Raw genomic sequence first — 17298 nt, forward strand, 5'->3', positions numbered from 1 at the left:
CCGGGCCTCCCCGCCGTCCCGCCCGCGCCGTCCGATCCTCCGAGGAGACCGATGACCCGCCCGTCCACCGCCCCGCTGCCGCCGACCCTCGTGGTGATCCCCACCTATGACGAGCGGGAGGCGCTGCCCGGCACCCTCGAGCGGCTGCGGCGCGCGGTGCCGGAGGCGCACGTGCTCGTGGTGGACGACTCCTCCCCGGACGGCACGGGGGAGTGGGCCGAGGAAGTCTCCCGACGCGATGCGGCCGTGCACGTGCTGCACCGGGCGGGGAAGCAGGGCCTCGGCCCGGCGTATCTCGCGGGCTTCGCCTGGGGTCTCGAGCACGGCTACGAGCAGCTCGTGGAGATGGACGCCGACGCCTCGCACCGGCCCGAGCAGCTGCCGGGCCTGCTGGAGGCCGTGCGGCGCGGCGCCGACCTCGCGATCGGCTCCCGCTGGGTGCCCGGCGGCGCCGTCCACGACTGGCCCGCCCATCGGCGGCTCCTCTCCCGCGGCGCGAACGTGTACGTGACGGTGCTGATGGGTCTCGGGGTCGCCGACGCCACCGCGGGGTTCCGCGTCTTCCGCGCCGAGCTGCTCTCGCGCCTGATGGAGGAGGACATCGCCTCCCAGGGCTACTGCTTCCAGGTCGACATGACCCGCCGTGCACGCGACCTGGGCGCCGTGATCGTCGAGGTGCCGATCGACTTCGACGAGCGCACCGAGGGGGCCAGCAAGATGTCCTCCGACATCGTGCGTGAGGCGCTCGTGAAGGTGACCCTCTGGGGACTCGCACGTCGCGCCCAGGGCCTTCGCAAGGCCCTGCGCTAACCTGGCCGTCTCCTCGCACAGGAAGGGAACCGCCGTGACGAGCTCGCCCCACAGCACCCCGGGGGCCTCCGGGCGCCCGACCGACCCCGCCGACCGCCGCCGCTCGCGACGCGCGAGCGCGATCCCGCTCGCGATCGTCGTCGTGGGCCTCCTCGAGCTCGCGATCCTGGTGCTGATCGGCGTGAACACGAGCCTGTGGTGGTCCGTGCTGATCGTCGTGGTGGGCTGGCTCGTGGGCGTGGCGCTGCTGGTCGCCGCCGGACAGCAGTCCTTCGTGCGCGTGCGCTCCCTGTTCCGTGCCGTGCGCGGCAGCGGCGACGTGCAGGACCACCTCTCGCGCCCCGCCTTCACGATGCTCTCGGCGCTGCTGTTCTTCTTCCCCGGACTGCTCACCGACCTCGCCGCGCTCGTGCTGCTGCTCACCCCGGTGCAGAAGCGCGCCGTCTCCGCGATCGGGCTGGCCAGCGGCTCGGAGCAGGCCCGCACCGTGCTCTACCGCCGCTCCGGCAGCGGCGTGATCGACGGCGAGATCATCGTCGAGAACCGCCGCACCGGCGGTGCCTCCGGCGGGGCCGACGGACGGCGGGAGGACGGCGCCGTCCCGCCGATGATCGTGCAGGACCCGCCCTCCCCGGAGTGACCCGGGCTGCGAGACCGCCTACGGGAAGAGCCCCCGCCCCGCCGTGATCGGCGGTGCGGGGGCTCTTCCGGTGAGCTGGGGGGCTCAGAGGTTGCGGCGCTGGTGGAGCTTGCCGGCGCGCAGCAGCTCGAGGCGCTGGTCGAGCAGTACCTGGAGGTCCTCCTCGCTGCGGCGCTCGAGCAGCATGTCCCAGTGGGTGCGCACGGGCTTGCCCGGCTTCTCCTCGGGCTTTTCGTGGTCGCGCAGCACCGCGGTCTGGCCGCAGCGGCACTCCCACACAGCCGGGACGTCTGCCTCGACCGAGAAGGGGAGGACGATGTGGTGGCCGTTGGGGCAGTCGTAGATTGCCTCCTGGCGCGGCGCGGCGAGGACGCCCTCGTCGGTCTCCATGGAGAGGGAGCCCAGTCGGGTGCCTCGCAGGCTGCGGCTGTTCATGCGGTTCTCGCTTCCTGCCGGGGTACGGGGCCGGACGGTGTGCCGTCCGGGAGGTCTGTGGGGTGTCGTGCGCGGCGACACCCGCAGGTGTCAACGCCTGCGGGGCCGGATCTCTTCCCGGGAGCTGCACGGCCCTCGCGGGTCAGGCGTCGTCGAGGAGCTCGGAGAGCAGGTCGACGCGATTGCTGATGATACCATCCACGCCCTTGACCAGCAGATCCTGCATGGTCACAGGATCGTCCACGGTCCAGACGTGCACCTCGCAGCCGGCATGGTGCGCGGCGGCGACGGTGTCCCGGGTCACCACCGGGATCCCCTTGAACGTCTCCGGCACCTGCAGCGCACCGTAGGGGGCGAGCAGCCGGTCGGTGACGGCGAGCGGGGCCTCGAGCGCACGGGCGGCGAGGAAGCGGCCGATCACGCCCCGGGAGGGGCTGCGCACGGCCGTGACCCCGGTCGCGGCGCGGAGCGTGGCGACCGCACGGCGCACCACGGCGCCGTCGAAGCCCGCCAGGCACACCCGGTCGGCGCTGCGGGTCCGGGCGATCGCGGCGACGGCGGGACCGATCGCGGAGGGGCTCTTCACGTCGATGTTCAGCGGGACGTCCGGGAAGGCGTCCAGCACGTCCTCGAGCATCGCGAGCGGCCGGTCGCCGGGCAGCCGCACGGCGCCGGCGTCCGACGCCGAGAGCTCGTCGATGCGGCGGGGGTCGCCGGCGATGCGGGCGAGGTCCTCGTCGTGCACGGCGAGGGCCAGTCCGTCCCGGGTCGCGCGGGTGTCGGTCTCGAGCATGTCCGCGCCGGCGTCGAGGGCGGCGCGGAACGCCTCGAGGGTGTTCTCCGGCGCCTCGAGCGCGAGCCCCCGGTGGGCGATGCGGCGCGGCCGCGGGCCGGGCAGGAAGCGCGAGGCGGGCGCTCCGGGCCGCTCAGGGCTGCTGCTGGTCGATGAGGGCATCCTCTTCCTCCTCGTCCTGGCCCCGTCGACGCGCGCGGACGGCGCGTCGGGGGCGATGGTCTGCGGTGTCCCGTGCGCCGGTCCGCGTGGCGGTCCGGGGCGACGAGGCGGCGTGCGGGTCCGCCGGGGCGATGGCGACCGCAGCGTCGTCGTCGCCCTTGCCCGGCGATGCCCCCGCGGTGGCCTCGGCCTCCTCCGCAGCGATGTCCTGGAACTGGCGGCGCAGGCGGAAGATCAGGGCGCCGGGGAAGAACAGCGCGAAGATCCACCACTGGAAGGCGTAGGACAGATGCGGTCCGAGGCCCGTCTCCGGTGCCGGGAGCGGCTGCGGCCGGTCCGCGGCTGGCTCCTCCTGCGCGAGCTCGCCGAAGGCGCCGATCACCACGGCCTCCGTGTCCAGGCCGAGCTGGGAGGCGATCTGGGTGGGGTTGACGGAGTGGGCCTGGCCCTCCGGCGGGACCCGGTCCAGCACCGGCTCCGCCGTCCGCAGACGGGCGGTCACCGTGAGGGTGCCCTCCGGGACGGGCGCCGGATCGGCGGGGGAGCTGGCGTCGGCGTCCTCGGGCACCCAGCCGCGCACGATCATCAGCGTGGTGCCGTCCTCGCCGCGGAAGGGGACGAGCTGCCAGAAGCCGACCTCGCCGCCGAGCTGGCGGTTGCGGACGTAGAGCACGCAGCCGGGATCGGTGCAGTAGCTGCCCTGCATCTCGACCGGCGTCCACACCTGCGCGTCCGGGAGCGGAGCAGCAGGATCGGGCATCGCCTCGGCGAGGGGAACGGCAGAGGCGTCGTAGTTCTCCTCGATGACCGCGGCGCGGTCGCGCTTGTCCTCGAAGCGGCCGTACTGCCACAGCCCGAGGGACACGCAGACGGCGGCGAGCAGCAGCACGACCACGAGGCCGAGGAGGGTGTCGCGGGAGAGCAGGATGCGGCGACGGGCGGAGCGGTCGGTCATCCGCGATCAGGTGCCACGGCGCCCGTCCCGTGATCACCGGGCATCGCGTGCCCGGCCCCGTGCAGATGGCTCGCCTGCTCCCCGAGCACGCCGGTGAGGTCCTCGATCCCGAACTGCACCAGCTGCACGAAGAGGAGCACCGTCGCGGCGGTGAGCAGCAGGCCGAGGGCTGTGACCGTGATGGTCATCCCCAGGCGCAGCCGCGGCCGGTCCCTGCGGGGCTGTGCCGGCGGGAAGCCGTAGTCCTCGTCCTGGAGGTGGTTCTCGGTCCACATCCCGGGGTTGAGGACGGAGACCGGGTACTGCTCGACCCGCGCCCGGGGGCGGGCGCCGCTGGCGGGGACATCCTCGGAGTCCTGCAGCGGCGCCCCGGCCTGCGGGGCGGATCGGTCGTCCGTCCAGAGCCTCCACCCGGCCGGCACCGGCCCCCAGGAGGGGCCGGGCCGGAAGTCCGCCGGCGGGACCCACTCGTCATGCGGGGGTTCGGGCCAGTTCGGCGGCGGGTTGAAGCGCTGTGCGGAGGTCACGCAGGGACGTCCCAGGAGTAGTTGTCCGAGTAGCTGTCGAAGTCCAGCTTGTTGCCGCCGGCGCGCTTGACGTCGAACAGAATCGTCATCGTGTATTCGTCACCGGCCTTGAAGCCCTCTTCCGGCGTCCAGCTCGCCCCGGAGCCCTTGAGCCCGAAGGTCGGGGTCGCCGGCGAGACGCCGCCGCCGTAGGGGGTCATCACGGTGAACTGGTGGGGGTTCAGCCCGTCGAACGTGCCCTCGGTGACGGTGAGTTTCGCGGTGACCACGAGGTAGTCGCCCTGCTCGCCGGGCTCGACGGTGCCGCCGTACTCGCTCTCGAGCTGATCGGCAGGCTTGTACTCCATGTGCACGGCCATGGTCCCGGTGCCGTCGGTGCCCACGATCTGGACCGGCTTCGCGGAGGGGTCGATGGTGGCGAGGTCGGTCGGGGTCGGCTCGGGCTCCTCCGCCTCGTCGTCGGTGGTCTCCTCGGGCGTCGTCTCCTCGCCGCCGTCGGTGGTCTCCTCCTGGGAGGTGGTGGGGTCGCCGCCCCCGGTCGGCTCGTCGCCCCCGCGGTTCAGCAGGAACACTCCGCCGATGATCGCGAGGACCAGCGCGATGACGATCAGGAGGATGCAGCCGATCCACCAGAAGCGCCGGAGGAAGCCCTTCTTCGGCGGCTCGGCGCCGGTCGACGCGGTCCATGCGGCGCCGGAGTCGGTCGAGGGCGAGCCCTGTCCGTAGCCCTGGGCGGGGGAGCCGGGGCCGTGGCCCTGGGCAGGCGAGCCCTGGCCGTAGCCCTGGGCGCCGTACTCGGCGGGCGAGGCCTGGCCATAGCCCTGGTCGGCCGAGGCCTGGCCATAGCCCTGGTCGGCCGAGGCCTGGCCGTAGCCCTGGGCAGGGGAGGCCTGGCCGTAGCCGGCCTGCGCCTGCCCGTAGCCCTGGTCTGCAGAGGCCTGGCCGTAGCCCTGTCCCTGGCCGTAGCCGGACGCGACATCGCCCTGGCCGTGGGTCTGGCCGTAGTCGGGCGCGGAAGGCGCCCCGCCGTCGGCGGAGCCCTGGGAGGCGTCGGAGGAACCCTGGGCGGCGTACGCGCCGCCGGCCGCCGCACCGCCGACGGCGGCACCGCCTGCGGCTGCCGCACCCCAGCCCGCACCGCTGTGGTCCGTGCCCTGGGCGGAGGCGTCCTGGCCCGTGCCCGGTGCCGGCTCCGCGGTCTCGTACGGGGCCTGCTGGGCGAGGCCCGCCTCGAGATCGGGACCCGCGTACTCGGCGCTCTCCGAGGCCCCGGAAGTCCCGGAGGCGACGCCGCCGGCCTCGGAGCCGGTCCCGGCGGTGCGGGGGTCGGTGCCCGCGACGTGCGTCGCGTCCTCGGCGTCGGAGGAAGCGGACTGCTGCGGTGCATCGGCCCCAGCAGGCGCCGGTGCGGGCACCCCCTGATCGACGGGCTCGGCCGCATGCCGCCCGCGGGTGTCGTCGGCGTGCTCGCCGGACGGCGTGCCCTGCGCGGCGTCGGCACCGCTGGGAGCGGCGCCGTAGGGGTTGATCGCGCCGTACTGGCCGGTGGCGCCCTGCGCGGCAGCGGCATCCTGGCCTGCGGGAGCATCCTGGCCGGCGGAGGGATCCTGGACGTCCGCCGCGGGCTCGGACGCGGTGGTCACGGGCTGCTCCGGCTGCTGTGCCACGTGCGTCCGCGCATCATCGCCCGCGCTCAGCCGCGTCGCGTCGTCCTCGACCGGCGCGGGCTCCTGCGCAGGAGCGGGCTGCTCGGCCGAAGCCTGCTCCGGCGCGGCCGGCGGGGCCGCCGGGGCGTCCTCGGCGCTGACCCAGAAGTTCCAGCCCTCGGGCGCGGGGCCCCACGACGGATCCGGCTGCCAGCCGGGAGGCGGGCTCCACTGCGGATCGTCGATCGGCCAGTTCGGCGGAGGATTGAAGCGATAGGCCATCGTGGGGCACCTTCCGGAGCTGTGGGCGGGGCCGGGTCCCCCCCTCGGGTCCCGACGCTCTCTCGCCCCGTATCGTAGAGCACACACCCCTACCGGGCGGCGTCCCCGCCGCGTGCCGACACACCGCGTACGCCGCCCCTGACACGAAGGAGTCCGCATGACCGAGAGCACCCCCGAGCCCCGCAGCGTCCTGGTCACGGGAGGCAACCGGGGCATCGGCCGGTCGATCGCGGAGGAGTTCCTCCGCCGCGGCGACAAGGTCGCGGTCACCAGCCGCTCCGGCACCGGCGGCCCCGAGGGCGCACTCACCGTCGCCGCCGACGTCACCGACGGCGACAGCCTCACCGCCGCGATCAAGACCGTCGAGGCCGAGAACGGACCGATCGAGGTGCTGGTCGCGAACGCCGGCATCACCGACGACCAGCTCCTGCTGCGGATGAGCGACGAGTCCTTCGAGACGGTGCTCGACACCAACCTCACCGGCGCCTTCCGCACGGTGCAGCGCGTGATCAAGTCGATGGTGCGCAAGAAGAAGGGCCGCATCGTGCTGATCAGCTCCGTGGTGGGCCTGTACGGCTCGCCCGGGCAGGTCAACTACGCAGCCTCGAAGTCCGGTCTCGTCGGCATCGCCCGCGCGCTCACCCGCGAGCTCGGCTCCCGCGGCATCACCGCGAACGTGGTCGCGCCCGGCTACATCGACACCGAGATGACCCAGCAGCTCTCCGAGGACCTCCAGGACAGCTACCGCAAGGCGATCCCCGCCGGGCGCTTCGCGGACCCGGAGGAGGTGGCCCGCGTCGTGGCGTTCGTCGCGAGCGATGATGCGGCGTACATCTCCGGCGCCGTCATCCCCGTCGACGGCGGCCTGGGCATGGGACACTGATCCCCGTCCCGAACCGACCGACCCTGAAGGTGTGAATCCACCCCGATGTCCTCCTCCGACCCCGCCAGTCGTCTGCTGCTCCTGATGCGCCACGGCAAGGCGGAGAACAGCTCCGGCCAGCCCGACCACGAGCGTGCGCTGGCCGAGCGCGGACAGTCCCAGGCCCGACTGGTGGGGGAGTACCTCGCCGCGCAGAACGTGCAGGTCTCCCGGGTGCTCGTCTCGGACTCCACCCGCACCGCGCAGACCTGGGAGGGTGTCCGCTCGCAGATGCTGGACTTCGACGGAGAGGTCACCTCGCACGAGGAGATCTACTCCGGCGGCCCCTCGGAGCTGCTCTCGCTGGTCCGGGGCGTCGCCCCGGAGCACGCGGTGGTGCTGGTGATCGGGCACGAGCCGACCATCTCCTCGCTCAGCGCGCTGCTGGCGGACGACGACTCCGACGCCGGGGCGACCGCGCAGGCCCGCATCGGCATGCCGACCGGTTCCATGTCGGTGCTCTCCGGCTCCCTGGAGAACTGGGAGGCCCTCGGCGAGGACGCGCTCACCCTGCACACCATCGTCCGCCCCTGAGACCGACGCGACAGCGCCCGCCCCACCGTGACGGTGGGGCGGGCGCTGTGCTGTGCGGAGCCGCTCAGCGGGAGGCCGCGGCCTCCAGGTGCGGCCAGGCGTCCAGCAGCGATGCCCCGTCCAGCACCACGTCGGCGACCTCCCGCAGCGCGGGCTTCGCCCGGAAGGCGATGCCGGTGCCGGCGGCGGCGAGCATCTCGCGGTCGTTCGCCCCGTCGCCCATCGCCACGATCCGCGCGACCGGCACGCCGTGCCGCTCGGCGAGCTCCTCGAGGGTGGCGCGCTTCGCGGCGCCGTCGATGATCGGGCCGGAGACCTTCCCGGTGAGGCGGCCCTCCGCGATCTCGAAGCGGTTCGCCCGCACGTGGTCGATGCCCGCCTCGGCGGCGAGGGAATCGATCACCTCTTGGAACCCGCCGGAGACCAGCGCGGTCGCCCAGCCGGCCGCCTTCGCGCGGCGCACCAGCTCGAGCGCGCCGGGCGTCGGCACCAGCGAGGAGCGCACTTGGGCGAGAACCGCTTCGTCGAGCCCCTCCAGCAGCGCCACCCGCGCCCGCAGCGACGCGGCGAAGTCGAGCTCGCCGCGCATCGCCGCGGTGGTGATCTCCTCGACCTCGGCCCGCACGCCGGCGTGATCGGCGACGAGCTCGATCACCTCCTGCGTGAGGAAGGTCGAGTCGACGTCGGAGACGAGCAGCCCCGTCGCGAGGGAGGTCGTCATGGTCCCGGGAACTGCGGCGCTCACGGCTCGATGACCGTGCCCTTGCCGATCACGGTGATGCCGGACTCGGTGACGACCCAGCCGCGGGCCCGGTCCTTCTCGGCGTCCAGGCCGATCTGGGTGCGCGGGGGGACGATCACGTCCTTGTCGATGATCGCGCGGTGGATCTGGCAGTGCCGCCCCACCGTGACGCCGTCCATCAGCACGGAGTCCGAGACCGTCGACCAGGAGTTCACGCGCACTCCGGGGAGAGCACGGAGCTGGAGACCGAGGCGCCGGAGACGACCACACCGGGCGAGATGACGGAATCCACCGCGGAGCCGACGCGGCCGGGGCCGGCGTGGACGAACTTCGCCGGCGGCGCGTTGCGGTGCCCGGTGAAGGTGGGCCACTCGTCGTTGTAGAGGTTGAACACGGGGTGGATCGAGATCAGATCCATGTGCGCGTCGTAGAAGGCGTCCAGGGTGCCGACGTCGCGCCAGTAGTCGCGGTCGCGATCGGTGGAGCCCGGCACGTCGTTGTGGATGAAGTCGTAGACCGTCGCGTCGCCGTTCTCCACGAACGAGGGGACGATGTCGCCGCCCATGTCGTGCTTGGAGGAGTCGTCCTCGGCGTCGCGGGTGACGGCCTCGACCAGCGCGTCGGCGGTGAAGATGTAGTTGCCCATCGAGGCGAGGACCGAGGAGGGGTCGTCGGCCAGGCCCTCGGTCTCCTTCGGCTTCTCGACGAAGGCCTTGATGGCGGTGGGGTCCGACGGATCGGTCTCGATGACGCCGAACTGGTCCGACAGCTCGATCGGCTGACGGATCGCGGCGACCGTGCAGGAGCGGCCGGACTCGATGTGCGCGTCCAGCATCTGCGAGAAGTCCATGCGGTAGATGTTGTCGGCGCCGACGACGACCACGTACTCCGGCTTCTCGTCGTGGATCAGGTTCAGCGACTGGGCGATCGCGTCGGCGCTGCCGCGGAACCAGTGCTTGCCCATCCGCTGCTGTGCGGGGACCGGCGCGACGTAGTTGCCCAGCAGCGAGCTCATCCGCCACGTCTGGGCGATGTGCTTGTCCAGCGAGTGCGACTTGTACTGGGTGAGCACGACGATCTTGAGATAGCCGGAGTTGACGATGTTCGACAGGGCGAAGTCGATGAGGCGGTAGATGCCGCCGAACGGCACCGCGGGCTTTGCCCGATCGAGGGTCAGCGGCATCAGCCGCTTCCCCTCGCCGCCGGCGAGGACGATGGCGAGGACCTTCTGGGACGACATGGTGCGAGGATAGTCCAATCGTGGCACTCGTCACGCACATCCCCGAGAGCGTGGACGCACCGGACGGAACGGGCAAACCGGTCCGCGCCGTGCGCCCCCGCCGAGGCACGAAGGAGAAGGAGCCCATGCGCGTCGACCTGCTCACCAAGGAGTACCCCCCGGAGGTCTACGGCGGCGCCGGGGTGCACGTCGCCGAGCTCACCAAGGTGCTGCGCCCGCACATCGACGTGCGGGTGCGGGCCTTCGGCGCCGAGCGCGAGGAGGAGGGCACCAGCTCCTACAGCACCCCCGCGGAGCTCGAGGGGGCCAACGCCGCCCTGTCCACCCTCGGCACCGACCTGCTGATCGCCGCGGACTGCGGCGGCGCGGACCTGGTCCATTCCCACACCTGGTACGCGAACTTCGCCGGGCACGTCGCCTCGCTGCTGCACGGGATCCCGCACGTGCTCTCGGCCCACTCCCTCGAGCCGCTGCGCCCGTGGAAGGCCGAGCAGCTCGGCGGCGGCTATCGCGTCTCCTCCTTCGCCGAGCGCACCGCCTACGAGGGCGCCGCCGGGGTCATCGCGGTCTCCGCCGGGATGCGGGAGGACATCCTGCGCGCCTACCCCTCGGTCGACCCGGCCAAGGTGCACGTGGTCCACAACGGCATCGACATCGACTCCTGGGCCCCGAACCAGGACACCTCGGCGCTGACCACCCGCGGCATCGACCCCGAGGCGCCGACGATCGTGTTCGTCGGCCGGATCACCCGCCAGAAGGGCCTGCCCTACTTCCTGCGGGCGGTGCGCGAGCTGCCCGAGGACTACCAGGTGGTGCTGTGCGCCGGCGCCCCGGACACCCCGGAGATCGCCCAGGAGGTCGACGGGCTCGTCAGGGAGCTGTCCACCACCCGCGGCAACGTGCACCTGATCACCGAGATGCTGCCGCGCCACGAGCTGACCCAGATCCTCACCCACGCGACCACCTTCGCGTGCCCGAGCATCTACGAGCCGCTCGGCATCGTGAACCTCGAGGCCATGGCCTGCGGCACCCCCGTGGTCGCCTCCGCGACCGGCGGCATCCCCGAGGTCGTCGCCGACGGGGAGACCGGCTACCTGGTCCAGCTCGAGCAGCTCACCGACGGCACCGGCACCCCCGTGGACCCGGAGAGGTTCATCGCCGACACCCGCGACGCGCTGGTGCGGATGGTCTCGGACCCGGCACGGGCGAAGGAGATGGGCGAGGCCTCGCGCCGTCGCGCCGCCGAGCACTTCTCCTGGACCTCGATCGCGGAGCGCACCCTGGAGGTCTACCGCACGGTCATCGAGCAGTCGCGCTGACCGACTGACCGTCGGCCGTCCCGGCACGCGCCGGGACGGGCGAGCTCAGCCCAGCTCGTCCAGCACGATCCGCTCGATCGCCTCGACCAGCGCCGCGCGCGCCGCCTCGTGCAGCTCGTCGAGCAGGCCCCGCCGTGCGAGCGCCTCCGAGAGGTCGATCGTGTGGCCGTGCCCCTCCTCGATCTCGGAGCGGGTCAGCAGCAGGGTGCGGGAGGCCAGGACCAGCAGGTGCGCGGCCGCCCCGTCGACGTGGCGCGGCAGGGCGGTGGAGATCCAGGTGGCCGGGATGCGGGCGGCCTCGACCGGCTCCTCGGGCACCAGGTCCAGGTCGACGCTCCCCTCGGCCGTGCGGCGCAGCGCGCGCAGCAGCTCCTCGCGGGCGCTGCCCGAGGTCGCCGCGGGCGGCACCTGCGCGCCGAGCGGCGCCTCGACCTTCACCCAGGTCACCGCCGTGACCTCGCGTCCCTCGACCTCGACCGGGGTCAGCACCGGGACGAGGGTGTGATCGGCGATCCCGGCGCCGGTGACGATGATCGCCTGCTCCGCCTCGAGGGCGAGCGGCACCACCGGAGGCGGGCCGACGAGTCCCGCGAGCCGGCCGGGGGCGGGCAGCACCAGACGCAGCTGGGCGAGCGGCAGGCGGCGCAGCGCCGTCATCCACTCGAACAGGTCCGTGCCCTCGCCGGAGGGTCCGGAGCGGCCCACGCCGTGGCTCATCCGGGCGGCGTCGTCGGGGCCGAGGTCGCCGCGCAGGTAGGCGGCGGTCCACAGCATCAGCACCGCCGCCCGGGGGAGGGCGACGAGATCACGCCCGGCAGCCGCCTCGCTCATGAGCCGGCTCCGTCCGCGCCGCCGGGCGCCCCGTCGTCGGCCGCGCTCGACCCCTCGGCCGCGACGAAGACCGCCCGCCGCGCGGGGACGTCCACCGTCTCCAGCCGCACCCGCACCACGGTCCCGACCTCCGCGTCCATCGGCACCCAGGCGGTCACCGGCGGATCGGTCAGCTGCACCTCGACGCGCAGCGGAGCGCCGGAGCCGTTGCCCTCGCTCGCCTCGCGCCGCTCGATCACCGTCGCGTCGAAGGTCTCGCCCTGCCAGGCGACGAGGGCGGCGGTCTCCACCAGCTCGCGGGCGGCCCGCTCGAGGTTCCCGGCCCGCGCGCCGGTGGACTGCATCGCCTCGGGGATCTCGCCGAGGGCGGCGAGCAGCTCCTGCGAGGGGCTGCGGCCCTGTGCATGGTCCAGGCAGACCAGCAGCACCAAGCGGTCCACCAGGCGGCGCAGCGGCGCGGTGGTGTGGGCGTAGGGCGCGGCGATCGCGGCCTGCACCGGGTCCTCGGGCACCTCCTCGGGCCGGGTGAACGCCGCATAGGAGGCGCCCCGGAACAGGGAGGTGGCGAGGTTCAGCAGCGCGAGATGGGTCGGCTCGCGCCAGTCCAGGGAGCGCAGGAACTCCCCGTACTCCACGCCCTCGCGCCAGGGCACGCCGAGTACCTCGCTCTGGCGGCGGAACCGGTCCACGGCGCGCTGCTCCGCGGGCGGCATGGTGCGCAGGATGCCCGCGCCGTGCTCGAGCATCAGGCTCGCCGCGGCCATGCCGGTCATCAGCGAGAGCTGCGCGTTCGCGTCCTCGATCGGGTTCATGCTCCGCCAGGTCAGGCGCACGTGGTCCTCCTCGGCCACCACCTCCTGCTCGGGCACGTTCAGGCTCGCCCCGCCGCGCTCGGCCTCGAGCGCGGTGCGGAGGTCGCCGATCTCCTGCAGCAGCACCATCATCGGATGGCCCCGCCCGGCGTCGAGCTCCTGCTGCACCCGGTCGTAGGCGAGCTTCGCGACCGAGCGGACCAGCGCCCGCTCGAGCCCGATCCCGATGACCTCGCCGCGCTCGTCGAGAGTCAGCTCCCACACGAAGGCGGGCGCGGTCTGCTCCGGCAGCAGGGAGGCGACGCCCTCGGAGAGCACCGCGGGATGCAGGGGGATGCGACGGTCCGGGAGGTAGAGGGTCTCCCCGCGCCGCCGGGCCTCGTGGTCGATCACGCCGTGGAGGTCGACGAAGAAGGGCACGTCCGCGATCGCGTACAGCACCCTGTACCCCTCCGCGGTGCGCTCCAGATGCATCGCCTGGTCGAGGTCCGTGGAGCTTGCCGGATCCAGGGTCACGAAGGGCACGTCCGTGAGATCGCGTCGGTCCGCACCGCCTGCCGCGGCGTCGCGCCCCGCGGCCTCCTCGGCGGCGGCGAGCACGTCGGCGGGGAACTCGAGCGGCACGTCGCCGTTGTGGTCCGCCAGGAGCGCGTCGATGCCCTCGCGGAGGTCGTCGGCGGCGACCGAGCCGCGCGGTGCGAGCAGGGAGACGGGACGGTGCGCCACAGGGACCTCCAGCAGGTCGGGGTCGGACCGGGCCAGTCTAGGCAGGGGCCGACGCGCCCGGTGGGCCGACCACGGACCAGGGCGCCCAGGCGATAGGCTCGGGGCCATGTCCGTCGCAGCAGCCTCCCTGACCGATGTCACCGTCACCCGCAACGGGAAGACCATCCTCGACGAGGTGTCCCTCCGGATCGGGGAGGGGGAGCGGTGGGCGGTGCTCGGCCCCAACGGCGCCGGGAAGTCCACCCTGGTGCGCCTGCTCTCGGCACGGCTGCACCCCACCTTCGGCACCGTCGAGATCCTCGGCGAGCAGCTGGGGCGCGTGGACATCTTCGAGCTGCGCCCCCTGCTGGGCCTGGCGAGCCAGGAGCTCGCCGACACGATCCCGGCCGACGAGACCGCCGAGAACGTCGTGGTCACCGCCGGGTACGGCGTCGTCGGCCGGTGGCGGGAGAGCTACGACGAGGTCGACCTCGAGCGCGCCCGCACCCTGCTGGCCGCTTTCGGCGTCGGCGACCTCGCAGGCCGCCACTTCGGCACCCTCTCCACCGGCGAGCGCAAGCGCGTCCTCGCCGCCCGCGCCCTGATGACCGACCCGGAGCTGCTGCTGCTGGACGAGCCCGCCGCGGGCCTGGACCTCGGCGGCCGGGAGGCGCTCGTGCGCACCCTGGGCCGGCTCGCGAAGGACCCCGCGACCCCGGTGACGGTGCTGGTCACCCACCACGTCGAGGAGATCCCGCCGGGCTACACCCATGTCGCGCTGCTGCGCGACGGCGGTCTCGTCGCCGCCGGCCCCATCGCCGAGACCCTCACCTCCCAGAACCTGACGAGGACCTTCGGGCTGCCGCTCGTGGTCGAGCAGCGCGGCGAGCGCTTCACCGCCCGCTCCCTCTCCCTGGACTGAGCGCATGAGCGAGGCGCAGCTGCGCCGGATCACCGAACTCGGGGACCCGGCGCTCGACGACTACCTGCGCATGACGGACGTGAAGCTCCGCTCCCGCGTCGAGGTGGAGCGGGGCCTGTTCATGGCCGAGAGCTTCGAGGTCATCTCCCGGGCGATGGACGCGGGCATGGCCCCGCGCTCCTTCCTGATGAGCGAGAAGTGGCTTTCGAAGTTCGCGCCGCTGTACGAGCGCTTCCCCGAGGTGCCCGTGTTCGTGGGGGAGGAGGTGCTGCTCGAGCAGCTCACCGGCTTCCATCTGCACCGCGGCGCGCTCGCGGCCATGCAGCGGCCCGAGCTGCCCGGCGCCCGTGAGCTGCTGGAGGGGGCGCGGACCGTCGCCGTGCTCGAGGACATCGTCGACCACACGAACGTCGGGGCGATGTTCCGCTCCGCCGCGGCGCTGGGCGTGGACGCGGTGCTCGTGACCCCGCAGTGCGCTGACCCGCTGTACCGCCGCTCGATCCGCGTCTCGATGGGCACCGTCTTCCAGGTGCCGTGGACTCGGCTGACCGCCTGGCCCGCCGCGGGCGTCGAGGGGCTGCACGAGGCCGGCTTCGACGTGCTCGCCCTGGCGCTCACCGACGGGGCGGTGCCGCTGGACGAGGTGGACCTCGGCCCGGACCGGAAGGTCGCCCTCGTCCTCGGGGCGGAGGGCCACGGCCTGAAGCCCGCGACGCTCAGCGCGGTCGACGAGCACGTGGTGATCCCGATGGCCGGGGGAGTTGACTCCCTCAACGTCGCCGCGGCCAGCGCCGTCGTGTTCTGGCAGCGACGGGCGATGCTCGCGCAGGGGTGAGACTCGTCAGTTCCCGGGCACCCTGAGAGTGTTCACGGGGCCAGATGCTTGGCCCAGAATCCGTCGTCCGCCCAGTCTTCGGGGATCCCCATTCCGATGAGGTTCATCCGCGGCCGAGCGCTGACTAGCTCGTGCAGGCGGCGCGCCCAGCTGCTACGGGGAGAGACGGTCTCGAGCACTGTTTGGAGCGACACGAGAACGGGGTAGAGGCGCTTTCTCGAACGCTCGGGGAGAGCATTCGCTCCTGTCAACCACGGGATCGACGGCGAGGTGGGAATAGCGGGATAGACGCCGAGCCCGACGTTCCACAGCCGTCCGTGATGCGCGCAGATGTTCCTGACCCGGACGTAGGTCTGGAGCCAAGACTCCAGGACCGGGGCGGTGAGTCCGATGCTCTTGGCGATCGCGGTCCGATCAGCACGACGCTTCAGATTGCGGTACGTGCTCGCGAGCTGTCCGATGGTGAGGGTCTCGACCATCAGCCAGGACGGAGGCAGCTCGGGAGCGCTGTACGTCGTGAGGTAATGCTCGAGAGCCGACCGGTGCACCAGAGAATCCTCACCGGCGTCGGGCGTCCCCCGAAGCCGCTCGTCACAGCTGTCCTTGACGATTCTGAGGAGCCTGTCGTGCCTGCGTTGATCGCGGAAATGAGAAGCGTCCATATACCAGTGGGAGTTCTCACTCGAGGTCGCCATGTGATCGGTGAGCGCAGCCCGGACGGCTACCTCGACCCGCTCTAGCGCATCGAGGACCAGGAGCCGCAGTGCACGATCGAAGACCTAAAGATCCAGCACATCGTCGAACTCGGTTCCTTCGCGGAACAGATCGTCGGAATGGCCGTGCTGGAACGGAATGTTGTACGGCGAAAAGCGGTAGTACCCGATGTGCCGCAGATACCGTGCCGTCCGCTCGGGTTCAGGGATGACCAGTCCACGTTCGGACAGCCGTTCGATGAGCTCGTCGAGGGTGAGTGGCGGCTTGTCGTAGACGAGCGCGCCCCGTGAACGCGGCGAATGACGATTCGGGGCGTAGCGATCCATGTCGAGTCCTTGCTGCTGGCAAAGAAAATCCCCCAAGTGCGCATCGTGGAGAGGCGTGGGGGATGTAGTGAACTCAGCGTAGCACTCAATCCCTCGGCCGATCCAGATCCCCGCAGTGCCGACGTGTCGTGACCTCCACCCCGAGTCACTGACAGCAGCACGATCTTCGAAGGGGGGAACCGCCAGTTCCTCCCGTCCCGTCGCCCCTGCTCCTAGCGTGGGCGGCATGACGATCGATCTCACCGCACCGAATCCCTCCTTCACCCTGAACAACGGCGTGACGATGCCGGCCCTCGGCCTCGGCGTGTTCCAGACCCCGCCGGAGGAGACCTCCGCCGCGGTCGCCGAGGCGCTGCGCATCGGCTACCGCCACATCGACACCGCCGCGGCCTACGGCAACGAGCGGGAGGTGGGGGAGGGGCTGCGCGCCTCGGGGGTGGACCGCTCCGAGGTGTTCCTCGAGACGAAGCTGTGGATCACCGACTACGGCTACGACCAGGCGCTGCACGGCTTCGAGAAGTCCGCCGCGAAGCTCGGCGTCGACCAGATCGACCTGCTCCTGCTACATCAGCCGCTCACGAGTGACTTCGAGAGGACGATCGGCGCGTACAAGGCGCTGGAGACGCTGCTGGCCGACGGTCGCGTGCGCGCCATCGGCATCAGCAACGTCATGCCGGACGTGCTCGAGCGCCTGCTCGAGGCGACCGACGTGGTCCCGCCGTGAACCAGGTCGAGTCCCACCCCTACTTCGCGCAGCGCGATGTCCAGGAGGCGAACGCCCGCCACGGCATCCTCACCCAGGCCTGGTCCCCGATCGGCGGGATCACCCACTACCGCGGCGAGGTGGAGCGCTCCACCTTGACCGACCCGGTGATCGGCGAGATCGCCGCCGCGCACGGCCTCACGCCGGCGCAGGTGATGCTGCGCTGGGCCTCCAGCAGGGCCGCTCGGTCATCCCGAAGTCCGTGCGCCCCGAGCGGATCGCCGAGAACCTCGACGTGTTCCGCGTCGCGCTCCCCGACGAGGAGCTCGCCCGGATCGACGCGCTGGAGACCGGGGAGCGCGGCGGCCCGGACCCCGACGCGATCACGCTGGAGACCTTCGGCCGCGAGATCCCGGAAGCGTGAGCGGGGAGGAATACGGTGT

At 72.5% G+C, this 17298-nt stretch carries 15 protein-coding genes and 3 pseudogenes; 8 read left to right on the forward strand and 10 right to left on the reverse strand.

The features are described 5' to 3' along the window. Positions 1-51 precede the first annotated feature (51 nt). Together RBL05_RS01750 and RBL05_RS01755 are read left to right on the forward strand one after the other, a co-directional pair. The gene (locus RBL05_RS01750) at positions 52-810 is read left to right on the forward strand and encodes a polyprenol monophosphomannose synthase (protein WP_062950870.1); all 759 of its coding nucleotides are present in this window, start codon (positions 52-54) and stop codon (positions 808-810) included. 34 nt (positions 811-844) lie between these two features. Continuing rightward, on the forward strand, positions 845-1450 hold the full coding sequence (locus RBL05_RS01755) for an FxsA family protein (RefSeq protein ID WP_308740801.1): 606 nt from the start codon (positions 845-847) through the stop codon (positions 1448-1450). 84 nt (positions 1451-1534) lie between these two features. Here the strand turns inward: RBL05_RS01755 and RBL05_RS01760 are convergent, their stop codons facing one another. From RBL05_RS01760 to RBL05_RS01780, 5 genes are all read right to left on the reverse strand, one after another. Beyond that, the gene (locus tag RBL05_RS01760; RefSeq protein WP_010551569.1) at positions 1535-1885 is read right to left on the reverse strand and encodes an RNA polymerase-binding protein RbpA; all 351 of its coding nucleotides are present in this window, start codon (positions 1883-1885) and stop codon (positions 1535-1537) included. 142 nt (positions 1886-2027) lie between these two features. Further along, the gene (locus RBL05_RS01765) at positions 2028-2840 is read right to left on the reverse strand and encodes a glycerophosphodiester phosphodiesterase (RefSeq protein WP_308740800.1); all 813 of its coding nucleotides are present in this window, start codon (positions 2838-2840) and stop codon (positions 2028-2030) included. After that, on the reverse strand, positions 2812-3795 hold the full coding sequence (locus RBL05_RS01770) for an SURF1 family protein (protein WP_308740799.1): 984 nt from the start codon (positions 3793-3795) through the stop codon (positions 2812-2814). Before RBL05_RS01770 ends, RBL05_RS01765 begins: the two co-directional genes overlap by 29 nt. Next, on the reverse strand, positions 3792-4322 hold the full coding sequence (locus tag RBL05_RS01775) for a hypothetical protein (RefSeq protein WP_308740798.1): 531 nt from the start codon (positions 4320-4322) through the stop codon (positions 3792-3794). The genes RBL05_RS01770 and RBL05_RS01775 overlap by 4 nt, the downstream gene beginning before the upstream one ends. Beyond that, positions 4319-6250: a hypothetical protein gene (locus RBL05_RS01780; protein ID WP_308740797.1), complete on the reverse strand. Its 1932-nt coding sequence runs from the start codon at positions 6248-6250 to the stop codon at positions 4319-4321. The genes RBL05_RS01775 and RBL05_RS01780 overlap by 4 nt, the downstream gene beginning before the upstream one ends. A 157-nt stretch (positions 6251-6407) precedes the next feature. Here RBL05_RS01780 and RBL05_RS01785 point away from each other — a divergent pair, with 157 nt between their 5' ends. Both RBL05_RS01785 and RBL05_RS01790 read left to right on the forward strand, forming a co-directional pair. Beyond that, positions 6408-7133 (forward strand): beta-ketoacyl-ACP reductase, encoded by a 726-nt coding sequence (locus tag RBL05_RS01785; RefSeq protein ID WP_308740796.1) that lies wholly within the window; start codon positions 6408-6410, stop codon positions 7131-7133. A 45-nt stretch (positions 7134-7178) separates the two neighbouring features. Next, the gene (locus RBL05_RS01790) at positions 7179-7706 is read left to right on the forward strand and encodes a SixA phosphatase family protein (protein WP_308740795.1); all 528 of its coding nucleotides are present in this window, start codon (positions 7179-7181) and stop codon (positions 7704-7706) included. A 64-nt stretch (positions 7707-7770) separates the two neighbouring features. On the opposite strand, the gene serB is transcribed toward RBL05_RS01790, so the two are convergent. Continuing rightward, entirely contained in the window at positions 7771-8427 is a 657-nt protein-coding gene (gene serB, locus RBL05_RS01795) for a phosphoserine phosphatase SerB (protein WP_308741142.1), read from the reverse strand. A gap of 20 nt (positions 8428-8447) precedes the next feature. Next, positions 8448-9688: pseudogene (gene glgC / locus RBL05_RS01800) on the reverse strand (glucose-1-phosphate adenylyltransferase). Positions 9689-9813: 125 nt separating this feature from the next. Here glgC and glgA point away from each other — a divergent pair. Next, positions 9814-11007, forward strand: a complete 1194-nt coding sequence (gene glgA, locus RBL05_RS01805; protein ID WP_308741141.1) for a glycogen synthase — start codon at positions 9814-9816, stop codon at positions 11005-11007. Positions 11008-11052: 45 nt separating this feature from the next. Here glgA and RBL05_RS01810 read toward each other — a convergent pair whose 3' ends face one another. Together RBL05_RS01810 and RBL05_RS01815 are read right to left on the reverse strand one after the other, a co-directional pair. After that, on the reverse strand, positions 11053-11838 hold the full coding sequence (locus tag RBL05_RS01810) for a hypothetical protein (RefSeq protein ID WP_318604030.1): 786 nt from the start codon (positions 11836-11838) through the stop codon (positions 11053-11055). Continuing rightward, positions 11835-13376 carry an RNB domain-containing ribonuclease gene (locus tag RBL05_RS01815; RefSeq protein ID WP_318604031.1) on the reverse strand — a complete coding sequence of 514 codons (1542 nt, stop codon included), beginning with the start codon at positions 13374-13376 and terminating at the stop codon, positions 11835-11837. The genes RBL05_RS01810 and RBL05_RS01815 overlap by 4 nt, the downstream gene beginning before the upstream one ends. Positions 13377-13482: 106 nt before the next feature. Between RBL05_RS01815 and RBL05_RS01820 the strand changes: the two genes are divergently transcribed. Both RBL05_RS01820 and RBL05_RS01825 read left to right on the forward strand, forming a co-directional pair. Continuing rightward, a complete protein-coding gene (locus RBL05_RS01820; protein WP_308740792.1) occupies positions 13483-14277 on the forward strand; it encodes an ABC transporter ATP-binding protein in 795 nt (264 codons plus the stop codon). 4 nt (positions 14278-14281) lie between these two features. Continuing rightward, positions 14282-15112: a TrmH family RNA methyltransferase gene (locus RBL05_RS01825; protein WP_308740791.1), complete on the forward strand. Its 831-nt coding sequence runs from the start codon at positions 14282-14284 to the stop codon at positions 15110-15112. A gap of 32 nt (positions 15113-15144) precedes the next feature. Here the strand turns inward: RBL05_RS01825 and RBL05_RS16895 are convergent. Next, positions 15145-16380: pseudogene (locus RBL05_RS16895) on the reverse strand (Abi family protein). On the opposite strand from RBL05_RS16895, the pseudogene RBL05_RS01840 reads away from it, so the two are divergent. Next, a pseudogene (locus tag RBL05_RS01840) lies at positions 16379-17279 on the forward strand (aldo/keto reductase). The pseudogenes RBL05_RS16895 and RBL05_RS01840 overlap by 2 nt on opposite strands. The last annotated feature ends 19 nt before the right edge of the window (positions 17280-17298 follow it).

This window comes from Brachybacterium sp. GU-2 (assembly GCF_030866705.2).
Lineage (GTDB): Bacteria > Actinomycetota > Actinomycetes > Actinomycetales > Dermabacteraceae > Brachybacterium > Brachybacterium conglomeratum.

Bases quoted from the DNA above. Each gene is read 5' to 3' on its own strand.
- RBL05_RS01750 (WP_062950870.1), top strand. From the start codon at position 52: ATGACCCGCCCGTCCACCGCCCCGCTGCCGCCGACCCTCGTGGTGATC.
- RBL05_RS01760 (WP_010551569.1), bottom strand. From the start codon at position 1,885: ATGAACAGCCGCAGCCTGCGAGGCACCCGACTGGGCTCCCTCTCCATG.
- RBL05_RS01765 (WP_308740800.1), bottom strand. From the start codon at position 2,840: ATGCCCTCATCGACCAGCAGCAGCCCTGAGCGGCCCGGAGCGCCCGCC.
- RBL05_RS01770 (WP_308740799.1), bottom strand. From the start codon at position 3,795: ATGACCGACCGCTCCGCCCGTCGCCGCATCCTGCTCTCCCGCGACACC.
- RBL05_RS01780 (WP_308740797.1), bottom strand. From the start codon at position 6,250: ATGGCCTATCGCTTCAATCCTCCGCCGAACTGGCCGATCGACGATCCG.
- RBL05_RS01785 (WP_308740796.1), top strand. From the start codon at position 6,408: ATGACCGAGAGCACCCCCGAGCCCCGCAGCGTCCTGGTCACGGGAGGC.
- RBL05_RS01790 (WP_308740795.1), top strand. From the start codon at position 7,179: ATGTCCTCCTCCGACCCCGCCAGTCGTCTGCTGCTCCTGATGCGCCAC.
- serB (WP_308741142.1), bottom strand. From the start codon at position 8,427: ATGACGACCTCCCTCGCGACGGGGCTGCTCGTCTCCGACGTCGACTCG.
- glgA (WP_308741141.1), top strand. From the start codon at position 9,814: ATGCGCGTCGACCTGCTCACCAAGGAGTACCCCCCGGAGGTCTACGGC.
- RBL05_RS01810 (WP_318604030.1), bottom strand. From the start codon at position 11,838: ATGAGCGAGGCGGCTGCCGGGCGTGATCTCGTCGCCCTCCCCCGGGCG.
- RBL05_RS01820 (WP_308740792.1), top strand. From the start codon at position 13,483: ATGTCCGTCGCAGCAGCCTCCCTGACCGATGTCACCGTCACCCGCAAC.
- RBL05_RS01825 (WP_308740791.1), top strand. From the start codon at position 14,282: ATGAGCGAGGCGCAGCTGCGCCGGATCACCGAACTCGGGGACCCGGCG.